Genomic DNA, 16,080 nt, shown 5'->3' on the forward strand with positions numbered 1-16,080 from the left:
TAGAGGGGAATGAAGCATCACATGAGTAGAGGTTGGAACTTCATATCGATGATCTTCAAGGGCATTGTTGCTGCAAGGGTATGGCTGGTCGCCTACATGGTATTGATCCTAATTCCGGCTTCTGTATTGCTGTATGCTTACTCGCAGAGATACTCCCGCATTTTGGAAGAAGAGGTAACGCGAACGATGCTTCAGACGCTGAAGCAGGCTGAAATCAATTTGAATCACCAATTGGATTCCGCACGTGATATTTCGAATGCGATCCTCATGAATCGTAAGCTGCATGATTACTTAAGCAATTCAATATCTTACGGTGATCAACTTGATGCCATGAAGGAATTACGTTATTTAATTGATAATGCAGAGACGAACCCGATTGTATTCCGCGTTCGATTGTATGTCGACGACTCCAAGCTTTTTTCACATGAGAGGGTCAATTTTTTTCCGTGGGAAAGTATTATTAATCGTCCTTGGTACTCAAGTGTAGTAAACGCTAATGGCAATCTTATATGGTCGGGAGCTTACTTGGAAAACTTTATTGATAGAGAGAGCGCTTATATTCTATCGGGCATTAGAGTGCTGCGGGATCCTGATCATTATGATCGTATGTCAGGTTTCTTGTCCATTGATGTTGCAGCTAAGACATTTGAAAATATCTTATCCAATATTGAGTTGAACAAAGAGCAAAATGTATTCATGGTCGCACCGGATGGCAACATCGTCTTGCATAAAGACAAATCTTTGCTCGGGACGAAGCTTATGTCTAATTCCGTGCTGAGTGCTATCGAGCAGCACAATGAGGGCGTATCTGCAATCACTGAGGACAACACCCAGCAATATGTCGTCTATACGACGATTGGCTCCACAGGCTGGAAGCTGGTTGCGGAAGTGCCTAAGAATGTCATTAGCTCGCGTGCGGCTACATTGAATCAATTTTCCAGTGTGGCCACCTTGTCAGGAATTACAATTCTGTTCCTCATCCTTGTTTTTATACTGATTGCTTTTATCGTGCGCGGAATGAATCGTCGCGTACAGACGGTGATAAGAGCCATTAAACGAGAAGGCATGGAGGGGCTAGATGAACATAGCGGAACGTCGGATGGCGACTTTAACTTGCTAGAAAAGAGCGTCGATCATCTGATCCATAGGGTCCGGGATTTAATGGAAGAGACGTATAAATCGAAGGTGCAGGAGCGTGAAGCACAGCTTCGGGCTTTGCAAGCACAGGTTAATCCTCATTTCTTATACAATACCTTGGATACGATCAATTGGATTGCTATTGGACACAACGCTCACGATATTAGCCAGATGATCGATGGGTTGGCCAAATATTTCAGGCTAAGCTTAAACAAGGGCAGAGATTTGGTCAGTGTGATCGATGAGCTTAATTTAGCCAAGGTTTACTTGGAGATTCAGCAAACCCGATTTCCAAAGAGCTTTGAGGTTCATTTTGACATCGAAGATGGTATGGATGATGTTGAAATGCCTAAGCTGACACTCCAGCCAATTGTGGAAAATGCCCTTTTGCACGGGATAAGAAAATCAAAGGGCAAGACAGGGGCTATTTTGATCAAGGCGAGACAAGAAGAGGGGATTCTGATCATATCCGTCACGGATGATGGCATTGGCATGGAGCCAGAGCTTATGCAAAGTCTTCTGACGAAGCCGCGTCCTACCATGAAATCAGACGGTTCCGGAAGCTCGTATGGGTTGTACAATGTGAATGAAAGGATCAAGCTGTTCGCAGGAGACGCCTATGGGCTGGAACTTCACTCCACGCTCGGACAGGGGACAACCGTCACGGTTCGAATGACAACGAAATATTCATCTGATAAGCCGCCTCTATAGGAAAGAGGTTGGCTTTTTTGTTTGCTTAAATACCATAAGATTGCACCAGAAACAGAAATATTACCATCTACAAGTCATTTCATGGCGCCTATATAATTAACTTATAAGAACACGGAGGTGAGCCATTCATGAGTGTTACGCTAACAGAGCTTGAACGAAAAAAAGCTCACGCCAAGCCCAAAACAAGAGGTAGTGGCCGTTGGAAGCTAATTCTAACCAATTATGATTTATACCTGTTATTAGTGCCGGGATTGTTAGTTCTGTTTTTATTCAAATATGCGCCTATGTATGGGATTATTATCGCTTTTCAAGACTTTAACATTTTTGATGGTTTTGCCGGAAGTAAATGGGTGGGGCTGGATCAATTCGAGAAGCTCGTACATTCCGAAGAGTTTTATCAGGTTTTCGTGAATACCTTACTGATCAGCGTTTACAAGATTGTGCTTCTTTTTCCGATACCGATCATCATCGCGCTTTTCTTGAATGAGGTTCGAAAGGCCTTTTTCAAGAAGACGATTCAAACGATTATTTTTCTACCGCATTTCTTATCGTGGGTGATTATTTCAGGGTTGTTTATTAATATCTTGTCCCCATCAGGCGGTCTAGTGAACAATATGATTCAGTGGTTCGGTGGGACGCCAATTTCCTTCTTTCTGGACAACCAGTTCTTCCGAAGTGTAGTGGTATTTACAGCAGGTTGGAAGGAATCAGGCTGGAATGCGATTATCTTTATCGCAGCTATTGCAGGTATTGAGCAAGAGCAATATGAAGCCGCTTCTATTGACGGAGCAGGACGTATTAGACAAATGCTCCACATTACCTTGCCAGGTATTTTGCCAACGATCATTCTCATCTTAATTTTACGCATGGGGTACTTGCTTGAAGCGGGTACGGAGCAAATTTTGACCATGTACAATTCTGTCGTGTATCAGTCCGGCGACGTCATCGGTACATTCGTTTATCGTCAAGGTCTTGGTCAACAGGATTATAGCTTTAGTACAGCGGTCGGGTTGTTCAACTCCCTCGTTGGGTTCATCCTGATCGTAGCAGGTAATGAACTTAGCAAAAAACTAATCAAGCGAAGTATATGGTAGGGGTGGAAACATGCATAAAAAAACGCTTAGTGATTGGTCATTAGACTTCTGCATTTATCTTGCACTGCTACTTTGCGGCTTAGCCACACTGCTGCCACTAGCCAATATTCTTTCCAAAGCCGTTAGTGATGAATCGTCTGTGGTTTCTGGTAAGGTAGGGATTTTTCCAGTAGGCTTCCAGCTAGAAACGATGAAATATGTGGTGTCCTCCAGCCAATTTCTTCACTCGATAGGAATTTCGCTGCTCATTACAGTTGTAGGTACAGTGCTTGCAATTCTGGTAACTGCAATAACGGCTTATCCATTGTCCAAAAGGCATCTTCCAGGTATTTCATTTATTATGCTGCTGTTTATTTTCACGATGATGTTTAACGGCGGTATTATTCCAAATTACTTGCTAATGAAACAGCTGCATTTAATTAATAGCTTATGGTCGTTAATGCTTCCTGCCCTCATTAGTGTATTCAATATGCTTGTGATCAAAAGCTACTATGAATCCTTGCCTGAGGCTCTTGAAGAATCTGCCAAAATGGATGGCGCTCGTAACTTTACGATTCTATTTCGTATCATTCTCCCGTTAAGTGTACCCGTTATAGCAACGATTGCTCTTTTCTATGCGGTTTACTTCTGGAACGACTATTTTCACCCGATGCTCTATATTAATGACGCAGGGCTTAAGCCTTTGCAGTTATATTTACGCGACATTGTTTTGAATGCCGACAGTTCCAATGCTTTGAACAAAAGTACGGACGACTTGATGAATACATCACCTGAGGGGGTTCGTTCCGCAACCGTAATTGCCTCGATTATTCCGATGCTACTCGTCTATCCTTATTTGCAAAAGCATTTTGTTAAAGGCGTACTCATTGGCTCTGTGAAAGGGTAATTGTGCATTAACGCTCTGGATTTCAGCATCCGGGGTTTAGTGATATAGTAAACACATACATTTAGGGAGGTCTACACATGCTCAAAAAGTATAACAAAGCCATGCTTCTAACGGTTGCAGCATGCTTGTCCGTTTCGTCTCTTGTCGCCTGCTCTTCCAAAAATACGACCACAGGCGGCAGTACATCTCCAGCTAGCACAACAGCGGCAGTTGCGACAACTACTGGACCGAAGCCAGAGTTAAGATCCTTGCAAATTTGGCAGCAAGAGGATTACAATACGTATCCGGTAGCTAAGTTTCTAGAACAGAAAACGGGCTACAAAGTGAAATATGATATGCTACCCCAAGATAAGCCCCAAGATAAAATGAACATTCTCATTGCCTCCGGAGAGCCTTATGATGTGATCACTTCAGTCGGTGGGACGGATTTCAAAGCATTATATGCAGACTATGCGAAAAAGGGCGCTTTAGTAGATTTAGGGCCGCTGATCGATAAATTTGGACCCAACATTAAATCAGCTGTAGACCCCGAAGCTCTGGAAGCCGCTAAAGTGGACGGAAAATTGTACGCGATCCCTACCAAAAGTATCCCGACCACCTCTAGCAGCTTATATATTCGGCAGGATTGGCTTGACAAAGTAGGAATGAAAACGCCTACTACGTTAGATGAATTGGTTGCTGTTCTCAAAGCTTTCAAAGAGAAGGACCCAGGTGGAAACGCCGATAAAAATATTCCATTAACGGTGAGAGGTGATGCACCTTTCATTGATAACATTGTCGGAGCCTTCGGTATGCCGAACTTCTGGAATAATGTGAATGGTAAGCTGACGCCACGGATTCAAGATCCTGCTTACAAAGATTACGTAAATTTTGCCCAAGATCTCTTTAAACAAGGCTTGATTGATAAAGAGTTTGCCGCCAATAAAGATGCTACCGCTAAAGAAAAATTCACAAGCGGAAGAGCAGGAATCATTATGCTGAACTGGTCTGATGTGCCTGTTATTATAGATGCATTAGTAAAAAACGTACCTACAGCTAAGGCGAACTATCTTCCAGCATTAAAAGGCAAGGATGGCAAAATAGGCCTATCTGCAAACCAAGGCTTTGACCGTATCTCCTTCATTCCTAAAGCATCCAAGCATCCTGAGGATGCCATCAAATGGATGAACGCTAAACTTGAAAAGGATACGTTTAAAGGGATGGCCATTGGTGAAGAGAATAAGCACTTTACGTTCAAGGATGGCGCGTATACACCGATTCAACCTATCTTTACAGATGAGCGCAATAGAGCGAATAATTTCTTAATGGGCACTGATGACAAAAATTATCCGACTTATTGGCAAGCACGTGTGCGTAAGGATTTACGCTTGTTTGAAGCTTGGAAGTTTATGAATGTGACGGAAGAAAATGTAAGAGTGCTTGATCCATTGGGCTTTGCTCCTTACTTGCCAGAGTTCTCGAAAAACTTCCAACAGTTGAACGTGATGGTGGGAGACTATACAACGAAGCTGATTTTCGGCGCTGAGCCATTAAGCGGTTTGGACGCATTCATCGCTAAATATAAATCGTCTGGCGGAGATGCAAGTGTTAAAGAAGTCAACGATTGGTATGCGACTGCAAAGAAATAAGCATGGCTGCTTGCAATCGACAGAAGACAAAACAAAAAAATGGGATGGCAAGAACTTTGCCACCTCATTTTTTTGTTTTTTGTGATTCCCGAATCATAAAAAAACACAGTACGCTTTAAAGTTTCACCATGGAGTGCATGGTTCAACCATTGTATGATCAAAGTGACCGTTTTCTTTATATTTAATGGTTCGCATTAAAAATTGCATGTCCTTCCATATTTAGAATCCCCAGTCTTTGTGAAAATTTCGAGGTTTAATTTCGAATGCGCTTTCATTACGATTAGCTTAGATTAAGCATTTTATATAGGGAGGCGTTTTTATTGTTCAAGGCAAAACCTGCTAAAGTAGGCACAGCAGCGTTATCGGTAACTCTAGCACTATCCGTAGTATCCGGGTGTGTGCCGGGAAGTAACAAAGCCAGCCAGAATTCAGCTCCCAAAGCGAGCGAAGCGGCGTCTAAATTGACTTCATTATCTTATTGGTCGGCATTTAACCCATCGGCTGCGGCTACAATGAAGAGCTACAGTGAAATGGAAGCTTATAAGGAAATGGAGCGGATTACCGGGACCAAGGTAGAATTCCAGCATCCCCCTCAGGGCGCGACAGCAGAGAAGGAGCAATTCAATCTGATGCTTACGTCCGGAAGTCTTCCGGATGTGATCGAATACAATTGGAACACGTACCCGGGCGGACCGGAGAAAGCGATCAAGGACAATCGGATTATCAAGCTGAACGACTACATTGACAAATACGCTCCTAATTACAAAAAAGCGATCGCTTCCAATCCGGAATGGAAAAAGCAAGTTACCACGGATGACGGCAGTATTATCGGGTTTCACTTTATTCGTGGCGACCGTTCTTTGCAGGTATTCAAAGGACCTATTATTCGGCAGGACTGGCTGGATAAATTGGGGCTGAAGCAGCCTACTACAATTGACGAGTGGTACACCGTGTTGAAAGCGTTTAAGGAGAAGGATCCGAACGGAAATGGTAAAGCAGATGAAATCCCCCTTCTCTTAACTCTCTCCGAGTTGAAGAATTCTCATGCGTTCATTGGAGCTTACGGCGTGCCAAACAACTTTTATAGGGAAGGAAATACAGTTAAATACGGTCCTATTGAACCGAACTACAAAGAATTTTTGACTACCATGAGCAAATGGTACAAAGAAGGCCTGATTGATAAAGATTTTGCAGCAACCGACGCTAAGTTGCTTGACGCCAAAGTCACTGGTAACCAACTCGGTGCTTTGATTGGAAACGCAGGCGGAGGTCTGGGTAAATATATGACCCTGATGTCCCCGAAGGATAAAAACTTTAAGCTGGCGGGTGTGCCGTATCCCGTGCTGAAAGCCGGCGACAAGCCGCTTTATGGACACCTGGATGCTCCGGTACCGGGTAAATCTGCTGCGATCACGACAAGCAATAAGAATATTGTGGAAACTGTGAAATGGCTGGATATGGGCTACAGTGAACAAGGACATATGCTCTTTAATTTCGGTAAAGAAGGCGTAAGCTACAAACTGGAGAACGGCTACCCGAAATATACGGACATCATTACGAAAAATCCTGAAGGCATGCCAATGAGTCAGGCTATGGCTAAGCATAACCGAGCTACCTGGGATGGAATCATGGTACAAGATAAGCGTTATTCCGAGCAGTATCAAAGCCAAATTCCGGAGCAATTGGAGTCCATCAAGGTATGGTCGCTGCCAACCAACGAGAAGGAAATGCCTCCGGTTACTCCAAATAAAGATGAAAGCACGAGATATGCGGTAGTTATGACGGACATCAATACGTACAGAGATGAGATGTACAACAAGTTTGTTATGGGTGCCGAACCTCTAGAGAACTTTGATAAATATGTAAAAACACTGAAAAGCATGGGGATTGACGATGCCATCAAAATTCAGCAGGCTGCGCTCGAAAGATACAACAAGAGATAACAGCAGTTGTAGAGAAAGGAAGTGATCGTTATGGCGATGATGGAGAATGAGCTTCCCGTTCGTAACCGGGCAAAGTCCTATGAGAAGGAAAGCAAATTAGCGTTTATTATAAAGGACCTAAATCGAAATAAGTTCATTTATATCATGCTGCTACCGGTACTTGCCTATTATGGCATCTTTCACTATGGCCCTATGTATGGACTGCAGATCGCATTCAAGGATTTCAGCCCAGCCCTCGGAATCTGGGGGAGCGAATGGGTCGGATTTCAGCATTTCACCGAATTTTTCAATGGATTTTATTTCTGGAGGCTTATCAAAAATACACTGCTGATCAACATCTATGAGCTCCTGTTTGCCTTCCCTGCTGCGATTGTTCTGGCATTACTTCTGAATGAGATTCGCAGCAATATGTTCAAAAGGGTTGTTCAGACCATTTCGTATTTGCCACACTTTATATCCATTGTTGTTGTAGTGGGAATGATGGTTGACTTTCTCGCCCGCGATGGTCTGATTAATCAATTGCTCGTCATGTTTGGTTTTGAGTCTATCGCGTTCCTACGCCAGCCGGAATGGTTCCGTTTTCTCTTCATTTCCTCGGGCATCTGGCAAGGGATCGGTTGGGGATCGATCATTTATTTGGCAGCAATGGCCACCATCGATCCCACCCTATACGAAGCGGCCAAAATGGATGGGGCCGGAAGGTGGAAACAGACTCTGCACATTACACTTCCCGGCATTATGCCAACGATTGTCATTTTGCTGATCATGAATATGGGTTCAATGCTAAGCGTGGGCAGTGAAAAAGTGCTGTTAATGTACAATGCATCAACCTATTCCACCGCTGATGTCATTTCTACTTATGTTTATCGTAAAGGGATTTTGGAGGCGAGCTACAGCTATACCGCCGCAGTCGGCTTGTTTAACTCGGTCATCTCCTTCATCTTAATCGTTAGCGCCAATAGCATTAGCAAACGCGTTAGCGAAAATAAGCTTTGGTGAGGGAGGAGTCATCATGAGAATCAGTACAAGTGAAAGGGTATTCGGCGGTTTCAATGCCCTGTTGATGGTTATTCTTTGTTTTATCACTATGTATCCTTTTCTTTATGTCCTATTCGCTTCACTCAGCGATCCCGCGAGTGTTGCTAAACACCGGGGATTACTGCTTATCCCGCTCGGCTTCACGCTGGACGCGTATAAAGCGGTTTTAGATAACCCTATGATCAGCACAGGATATCGAAATACGATATTTTACGTAGTTGCTGGGACGGCGCTCAACTTGTTTATGACGGCATTGGGTGCCTACGCTCTTTCTAGAAGAAATGTGTATTTCAAGGATTTTTTCATGTTTGCGATCGTCTTCACGATGGTGTTTCACGGCGGCTTGATTCCGACTTACTTAGTCGTTGGCAACTTGGGCCTGCTGAACACACCTTGGGCTTTAATCGTCCCGGGTGCCATCAGCACCTTTAACCTGATTATTATGCGTACCGCCTTTCAGCAGGTGCCGATCAGCCTAGAGGAATCGGCGAGAATGGATGGTGCGAATGATTTCACGATTTTATTCCGTGTGATTATCCCGCTATCCATGCCGGTTATCGCAGTTATGATTCTGTGGTATACCGTTGGTCACTGGAATTCCTATTTCAGCGCATTAATCTATTTGCGTGATCGCGAGCTGTATCCGCTCCAACTGATTCTGCGGGAGATCTTGGTCAACAACAACACGGACAGCATGATGACCGGGGCATCTACGCTGGACAAAATGGATGTGGGGGAAACGATTAAGTACGCCACGATCATTGTCTCCACGCTGCCCATCCTGGTTCTCTACCCCTTTCTGCAAAAGTATTTCGTCAAAGGGGTTATGATCGGAGCCATTAAAGAATGAATGTAACGAGGTACAAGGAAATCGTCAGGGCATGTACGAATAGTATGGATTACTATTTCGTGGAGGTTATTTTCTATGCTGCCTTATGTAAAAGAGCTCCTTAGAAACAAAAAACGGAATAACCGCAGTGTGTTTATTGGCATGCTTATTTCCAATATACTCCTACTGCTGCTGCCTCTCGTGATCGGATTCGTTCTGTATGCGAAGGTGGAGCAAATCATGATCCACAACGCCAGTCGCTCCAATTTAGCCATGTTGGAACAGCTTCGGTTAACGATGGACAATCACTTTAAAGAAGTTGACCAATTAGCCCAACAAATCATATTTAACCCGAAGCTTGATTTGTTGGTGAACAACGAAAGCTCGGGGGACAACACGTATAATGAAATCGAATTTATACGTAATTACCTAAAACCTTATCAGAAAATAGACAGCGGATTTATCAAAGACTTTTACGTGTACTTTAAAGGCAGCGACTCCATCCTCTCGCCTTCCATTCGAACAGATTCCAAAACCTTTTATGATCATTATTACAAATATGAAGACATGAATTACGAGCAGTGGATTAAGGGGCTGCTGCAAAGCTATCACAACATGCAATATCTCCCAACCGCAAAGCTTCTGCGTGACGGCGGCATGGGCATGATGAACAATCTAGACAGAACGCCGATCAACGTTATCACATACGTGCAGTCGCTACCCGCCCGCGAAATTTCAGATATCCGAGGCAGTCTAGTTGTGCTCATCGACGAGCGCCAGATTAAAGATAGGCTAAAACAGATCGAGGCAGCCAACCAAAGCGCTCTATATATTGTCAATGATAAACAAAAAGTGATCTTGAGCACCTCTGAGGAATATAAGCTATCAGGTGATTTCTATGCCAAATTGACGAGCGGGACAGGTTTGTTCGACTATTCGTTAAATGGGAAAGACATGATGATTTCCTATACGACCACGGGTCAGGCGGGATGGAAATATATCTCGGTGATGCCGAAGGATTTGTATATGAAGCCGGTTAATGCCATTAAGATGACTGCGTTTTGGCTCTTTGTCTTGTGCCTCGTAGCGGGAGCCGGATTCGCTTATTTGGCTGCCTACCGAAATTACAGCCCGGTCAAACATATGGTCAATGCTATTATGCAAAGCAAACGGACACAGAATCGCCCTCTGGGAGATGAATATGAATTTATTCGCGAATCCATTGTAGGCTCGCTTGTTGAAGAACAACAGCTGCGGGGCATTCTCACTCAACAGGCTCCTGTCATACGAGCTAATTTCCTATCCCGTTTGATTCGAGGACATGTCGATTTCAGCCAGAATAATTCGGAGGAATCGCTCGGATTCATGAACATATCACCATTTATATACAACTCTTATGCGGTTCTTGTCATCCAAGTGGACGATGCATCCCGGTTTACCGACGACCGGTCCGAAAAGCAATGGGCACTCATTCGGTTTATCATTTCCAACATCAGCACAGAACTGGTCAACGAAAGCTGCATGGGATACGCCGTCGATCTGGACCGTGACCGGTTGGCGGTGCTGATTAACCTTGATAATGATCGGCACGAGCAAGCTGCCACTGACGTCAAGTTCATTGCCAGCTCGCTTAAGGAGGTCATCGAAACCCGGTTCAAGCTCATTCTTACAGTGGCTGTCAGTAACGTTCATGATAGTCTCGAGGGGATCGGCGAAGGCTATGTAGAGGCTCTGGCAGCGCTAGATTACAAAATGATCAAGGGCCAAAGCGTGATCATTTGCTTCGATGACATCAAGGAAGTGGAGCGGCACTATCATTATCCGATCGAAACGGAAGTACAACTGATGAACCTGGTAAAGAGCGGCGATTATGATAGTGTGGAGAAGCTGCTCGACACCATTTACGAACTCAATTTCTCATCGAATCAATTGACGCCTGAACTTGGAACTTGTATTTTTTTCAACATGGTAAGTACACTGCTGAAAATTATGAATGCCACGAATGCCGGTTACGAAGCGATGGAGGAGGAAGGAGCTTTCGATCCGATCAAGCAGCTGCAGGGTTGCCATACAGCTCAGGAGATGCACGCCAAGACGAAGCGGTTTTACGAGCGTCTTACTGGGCTGCTGCAGTCTGAACGAAGTGATCACAGCGATCAGCTGCTATCTGACATCAAGCGATTTATCCACTGTCAACGCACGGATCCAAATCTCGGTCTCGCATTGATTGCCGACCACTGCGGGAAAACGCCACAGTATCTCTCCACCTTTTTCAAAAAAGCAAGCGGGGAAAATATAACGGACTATATTGCAAAAATCCGCATCGATCAGGCCAAAATGCTGATGGAAAACAAAGCATTAACCAATCTACAAATTGCGCAAATGGTCGGCTACTCGAACGATTTGGCTTTTATACGCGTATTCAAAAAAACCGAAGGTGTCACGCCAGGGAAATACCGCGAGAGCCTGTGACTAGAAAGAAGGATGAGCTTATGTTAAAGCGTAAACTGGTTACCAGAATCATTCCATGTCTTTGTTTATTCGCTTTATGTCTTCCAACCGTAGGTTATGCGGCAGTAGAGAGTCCGGTTATCACCGCGGAAGCGGGTTTAACAGATGCTGCAGCACTCTCCGCAAATGTTGTAACCGTCACTACAAATGCAGAGCTTGCAAGCGCTATCAGTAATGCAGCAGCCGGAACTACGATTCTCCTTGCCGATGGAACCTATAGTCAGAACGGTTCCTTCGCTATCACTGACAAGAATGGAACCGAGACCAATCCGATTACGATTAAGGCCGCTAATCAAGGTCAGGCTATTCTAACTGGACGCGCAGGATTCTCTATCAACAACTCTTCTTATGTCGTAATCCAAGGGATGAAGTTCACGGGAACAGCGACAGCTGTAAACATGAACAATTCCAATCATATACGGGTTACAAAGAATACCTTCGCACTAGCTGATTCCGGAAATCCAAGCGGTATCAAATGGGTACAATTTGGAGGATCCAGAAGTCATCATAATCGGATCGACCATAACAAGTTCGGACCGAGAGTGGATCTGGGGCAAATGATCGCTTTCCAAGGCAACGTCATGTCTCAATATGATGTTATTGAGTATAACTATTTCCATGATGCTGCATTTCAGTCGCAAAATGGAGGAGAGACGATTCGCGTCGGTTTGTCTGGGTCATCTATGTCCAGCGGCTTCACAACGATTCAATATAATCTATTTGTTAATTTAGACAGCGATCCTGAGGTTATCTCCGTCAAAAGCGGGCAGAATACCGTGCGCTACAACACCTTTATCAACAATAAAGGTCAAGTAACGGCGCGACATGGCCACGGAAACAGCTATTACGGAAACTACTTCTACAAGACGATCGATAAAGCCGGTGTAGGTGGCTTTCGAATCTACGGTAATGATCACAAAATTTATAATAACTACTTTGAAAATATACCGGGTACTATTCATATCGATGGTGGCGATTACGACGCAGGTCCCGATGGCAGCCAATTTGATTCCTCCGTATTGACCAAGCATTGGCGAGTGTACCGTGCTCAGGTTTTCAACAATACGATCGTAGGCAGTTCGTCTGGCATTGTCGTTAGCAAAAGCTATACATACACGCCGGTCGACAGTATTGTAGCCAATAATATTGTTGTGGGAGCAGAGGGACCGTTATATAACGAGATGAAGGCAACGAATACCTTGTTTGAGGGCAATTTCGGCTTTGGAGGAGTACTTTCGAACATGACTAGAAACTCCACGGAAATTAAAGAAGCTGATCCTTTGCATACGGTTGTTGGTGGGGTATATAAGCTGTCAGCTATGAGCCCTGTTATTGATGCTGCTGTAGGCAACTACCCGATTGTTGATGATATCGACGGACAGCCCCGGGTAAACATCGATGTCGGAGCAGATGAATACCACTCAGGACTTCCATATAGACAGCCGCTTTCACCAGCCGAAGTCGGCCCGAACGCATTGACGGCCATTCAGGCACAGGTGGAAGGAATAACGCGGGGTACAGGCTGGTTTTCATCTGATGTTAGGGTTAAGCTAGGTGCCCTCAATGTGGAAGAAGGAGTTGGTCGGTTAGAGTACCAGCACTCCAATACGGTATGGCAGACAGTGTACACAGACACGATTAATCTTTCCGCTGAAGGGACACATAGGATCCGGTATCGTTATGTTCTGGAAGGAGCAGCAGAGCCGGAGAAACTACTTGAGATCAACATCGACAAAACGTCTCCCGAATATCGGATACTGGCGAATGGGTCGCCTCTGATCGATCAGGCCACTTTCTCTGACTCTGAAACTCTCACTCTGAAGCTTGAGGCGCAAGACGACATATCTGGATTAGACAGAGCAACCTTTACTGTTTCCGGGGCCACTTATGAATCGCAGACTGTCCTTCCTTTAGCCGGGAAATTAGGCGAACTAGAGATCATTGTAAGGATAGTAGACAATGCTGGTAACACGAGGGAATCCATTCATCGAGTTCTGGTAACTCCGACACTGGAGACGCTGCTCTCAATGCTCCAACCATATATCGTCTCGGGCGATATTAGAGGACCTCTTGAAGCGCAATTAACCAACAGCTTAAAGCAGGCTCTGCATCATTATCACAAAGATGCATCATCCATCGAACAAAACGTCAAGTTCCTTGTTAAATTCGTAGAAGTTTTACAAGATCCGTCTAAGGAAAGCTATATTTCTTCCGCAGCTAAGAATTCATTAACCGCATATACAGAAGCGTTGATTGCTCACATGAAGCAGTAAACGTCTAGTTTCGAAAAGGATAGTCCATTAGCCAATGGGTCGTCAACGAAATTAATCTTGAAAAACCAAGAGCAGTCTAATTTTTGGACTGTTTTTGGTTATATACATATAAGTTCCAATGAGCTTGAAATGATGGATAAGTCGTAGAGAACACGAACTTGAATCAAGGGGAGGAAATGATGGAAGTCGTTAAAACATGGTTGGAACATCCAACCCTCGTCATGGAGATCGGCCAACCGGCGCTACTTCAGCTAGGAGACTTATTTCCGATTGTACGCGTTCATACGTACGCAGCGATGACGATTAGCGCATTAGTAGAGTTAGAGAAAGGAGATGCTATTCCTCTTCCATCCCAAACTCTTCAAACCGGGGAAGAGAAGGATATCGCGATCCCGGGTACGGTTGGGCGGTTTGGGATGCACATCTTGCGACTAACATTCTCGCGTCCTGGTTATCCGGATCTGCACGATGCCTTCCACTTTTATGTAGAGGACCCGTCGGTAAATAGAAACGACCAATCTGACATTGCTTATATAGGGACAGGCGGTAAGCTTATTTACATACCGGACTACAAAGGAAATCGGATGGCAGATTTTTCCTATGCAGGTTACATGGGCGGCGGTGTACAGCTTCCAGATGTGCAAACCCAAATGACCCTCGAGCCTGGAGAAGGGGATGCTACAGCACGCATTCAGGAAGCCATTGATGCTGTGTCCCTGCTGCCGCCTACGCCAGAAGGATTACGAGGTGCTGTCTTGTTGAGACGGGGAACGTACCACTTGGCCGGAACGCTGAAAATAGCAGCTAGCGGGGTTGTCCTTCGTGGAGAAGGACAAGGGGAAGACGGCACACTCTTGTATGCGAAAGGTGCAACGAAGAAAAATATGTTAGAAATTGGCGGCGCTAGAGGAATCGAGCTTTTGGAAGACACAAGTGCGACTGTATCTGATCTATATGTTCCATCAGGATCCCACTCTTTCCATGTGGAGGATGTTCGTCATCTCCGAATAGGGGATTCGATAATCATACGTCGTTATGGGAACGATGCTTGGATTCGTGAAATCGGGATGGATACGATAGTCCAGCGACCGATAACAGGTGGAACCAAGATGTGGAGCCCATTTAAACTTGATTTTGACCGTATCATTCTCCAAATGGAAGGCAACAAGATAACCGTAGACGCGCCGTTAACTAATTCAGTTGAACTGCGTTGGGGCGGAGCGCAGGTGCTCAAATATGAGGATCCACATCGAATCGAGCATGTTGGTGTAGAGAATATGCGGGTTGACGTCGAATTCGATCCTTCTGTGGCGGATACACAAATTGATGATCGGAAGGGCGCTCTTGATCCGTATTATGCTGACGAAAACCACACAACTAACTTTGCCGTCCTGAATCATGTGAAGCATGCCTGGATACGTGACATTACAGGGTACCATCTTGATCATAGCCTTGTTCTTGCCGACTACGGGAGTAAGTGGGTGACGATTCAAGATTGTACGGTTTTGGATATGGTCAGCATCGTAACCGGCGGTCGCCGCTACAGTTTTCATGTTTGCGGACAATTGATTCTAGTCCAGCGGGCTTACACGGAAACGGCGAGGCATGCGTTCGTTGTCGACAAGTGGGTGACGGGACCGAACGTATTTCTCGACTGTAAGTCCACCACCGACTATAACACAAGTGAACCGCATCATCGGTGGTCAGTAGGCGGTTTGTACGACAATGTGAAGGCGCCAATCGCTATTCAAGACCGCATTTGGCTAGGCAGCGGGCACGGTTGGGCGGGTGCGAATTATGTCACCTGGAACACCGAGGGAGATTTGACGCTGCAGCAGCCGCCGACAGCGCAGAATTATGCGATTGGTCACGTTGGCGAGATGAAGAAAGGGCGCGCACCAAATGACCACGATCCCCGCCCGAGAAGCGATGGGTATTTGAATGTACTAGGCAAGCATGTTTTACCGCGCAGCTTGTATATGCAGCAGTTGAACGACCGACTTAACACTTAAAACGAAAAGGTGGAGATC

The 16,080-nt window shown here is 45.0% G+C and carries 10 protein-coding genes; all 10 read left to right on the forward strand.

The features are described from left to right. The first annotated feature begins 21 nt into the window (after nucleotides 1–21). The 10 genes from QFZ78_RS28750 (at nucleotide 22) to QFZ78_RS28795 (ending at nucleotide 16,062) form a co-directional block, all read left to right on the forward strand. Nucleotides 22–1,848, forward strand: coding sequence for a sensor histidine kinase (locus QFZ78_RS28750; protein WP_307552628.1), 1,827 nt, complete (start codon nucleotides 22–24; stop codon nucleotides 1,846–1,848). A 128-nt stretch (nucleotides 1,849–1,976) separates the two neighbouring features. Continuing rightward, entirely contained in the window at nucleotides 1,977–2,942 is a 966-nt protein-coding gene (locus QFZ78_RS28755) for an ABC transporter permease (protein ID WP_307552629.1), read from the forward strand. 10 nt (nucleotides 2,943–2,952) lie between these two features. Beyond that, on the forward strand, nucleotides 2,953–3,828 hold the full coding sequence (locus tag QFZ78_RS28760; RefSeq protein ID WP_307552631.1) for a carbohydrate ABC transporter permease: 876 nt from the start codon (nucleotides 2,953–2,955) through the stop codon (nucleotides 3,826–3,828). 77 nt (nucleotides 3,829–3,905) lie between these two features. Then, entirely contained in the window at nucleotides 3,906–5,456 is a 1,551-nt protein-coding gene (locus QFZ78_RS28765; RefSeq protein WP_307552634.1) for an extracellular solute-binding protein, read from the forward strand. A 320-nt stretch (nucleotides 5,457–5,776) separates the two neighbouring features. Further along, the gene (locus QFZ78_RS28770; protein ID WP_307552636.1) at nucleotides 5,777–7,399 is read left to right on the forward strand and encodes a type 2 periplasmic-binding domain-containing protein; all 1,623 of its coding nucleotides are present in this window, start codon (nucleotides 5,777–5,779) and stop codon (nucleotides 7,397–7,399) included. Nucleotides 7,400–7,429: 30 nt separating this feature from the next. Then, entirely contained in the window at nucleotides 7,430–8,398 is a 969-nt protein-coding gene (locus tag QFZ78_RS28775) for an ABC transporter permease (protein WP_307552637.1), read from the forward strand. A gap of 13 nt (nucleotides 8,399–8,411) precedes the next feature. Beyond that, entirely contained in the window at nucleotides 8,412–9,287 is an 876-nt protein-coding gene (locus QFZ78_RS28780) for a carbohydrate ABC transporter permease (RefSeq protein WP_307552638.1), read from the forward strand. A 75-nt stretch (nucleotides 9,288–9,362) separates the two neighbouring features. Beyond that, nucleotides 9,363–11,738, forward strand: coding sequence for a helix-turn-helix domain-containing protein (locus tag QFZ78_RS28785; RefSeq protein ID WP_307552640.1), 2,376 nt, complete (start codon nucleotides 9,363–9,365; stop codon nucleotides 11,736–11,738). A 20-nt stretch (nucleotides 11,739–11,758) separates the two neighbouring features. Further along, nucleotides 11,759–14,050, forward strand: coding sequence for a polysaccharide lyase 6 family protein (locus QFZ78_RS28790; protein ID WP_307552642.1), 2,292 nt, complete (start codon nucleotides 11,759–11,761; stop codon nucleotides 14,048–14,050). 176 nt (nucleotides 14,051–14,226) lie between these two features. Beyond that, nucleotides 14,227–16,062 (forward strand): hypothetical protein, encoded by a 1,836-nt coding sequence (locus QFZ78_RS28795; protein ID WP_307552644.1) that lies wholly within the window; start codon nucleotides 14,227–14,229, stop codon nucleotides 16,060–16,062. Nucleotides 16,063–16,080 lie beyond the last annotated feature (18 nt).

This window comes from Paenibacillus sp. V4I5 (assembly GCF_030817255.1).
In the GTDB taxonomy this organism is placed as follows: Bacteria; Bacillota; Bacilli; order Paenibacillales; family NBRC-103111; genus Paenibacillus_E.

Coding starts and splice junctions, on each gene's coding strand:
- QFZ78_RS28775 (WP_307552637.1), top strand. CDS start 7,430: ATGGCGATGATGGAGAATGAGCTTCCCGTTCGTAACCGGGCAAAGTCC.
- QFZ78_RS28750 (WP_307552628.1), top strand. CDS start 22: ATGAGTAGAGGTTGGAACTTCATATCGATGATCTTCAAGGGCATTGTT.
- QFZ78_RS28790 (WP_307552642.1), top strand. CDS start 11,759: ATGTTAAAGCGTAAACTGGTTACCAGAATCATTCCATGTCTTTGTTTA.
- QFZ78_RS28795 (WP_307552644.1), top strand. CDS start 14,227: ATGATGGAAGTCGTTAAAACATGGTTGGAACATCCAACCCTCGTCATG.
- QFZ78_RS28755 (WP_307552629.1), top strand. CDS start 1,977: ATGAGTGTTACGCTAACAGAGCTTGAACGAAAAAAAGCTCACGCCAAG.
- QFZ78_RS28765 (WP_307552634.1), top strand. CDS start 3,906: ATGCTCAAAAAGTATAACAAAGCCATGCTTCTAACGGTTGCAGCATGC.
- QFZ78_RS28760 (WP_307552631.1), top strand. CDS start 2,953: ATGCATAAAAAAACGCTTAGTGATTGGTCATTAGACTTCTGCATTTAT.
- QFZ78_RS28780 (WP_307552638.1), top strand. CDS start 8,412: ATGAGAATCAGTACAAGTGAAAGGGTATTCGGCGGTTTCAATGCCCTG.
- QFZ78_RS28785 (WP_307552640.1), top strand. CDS start 9,363: ATGCTGCCTTATGTAAAAGAGCTCCTTAGAAACAAAAAACGGAATAAC.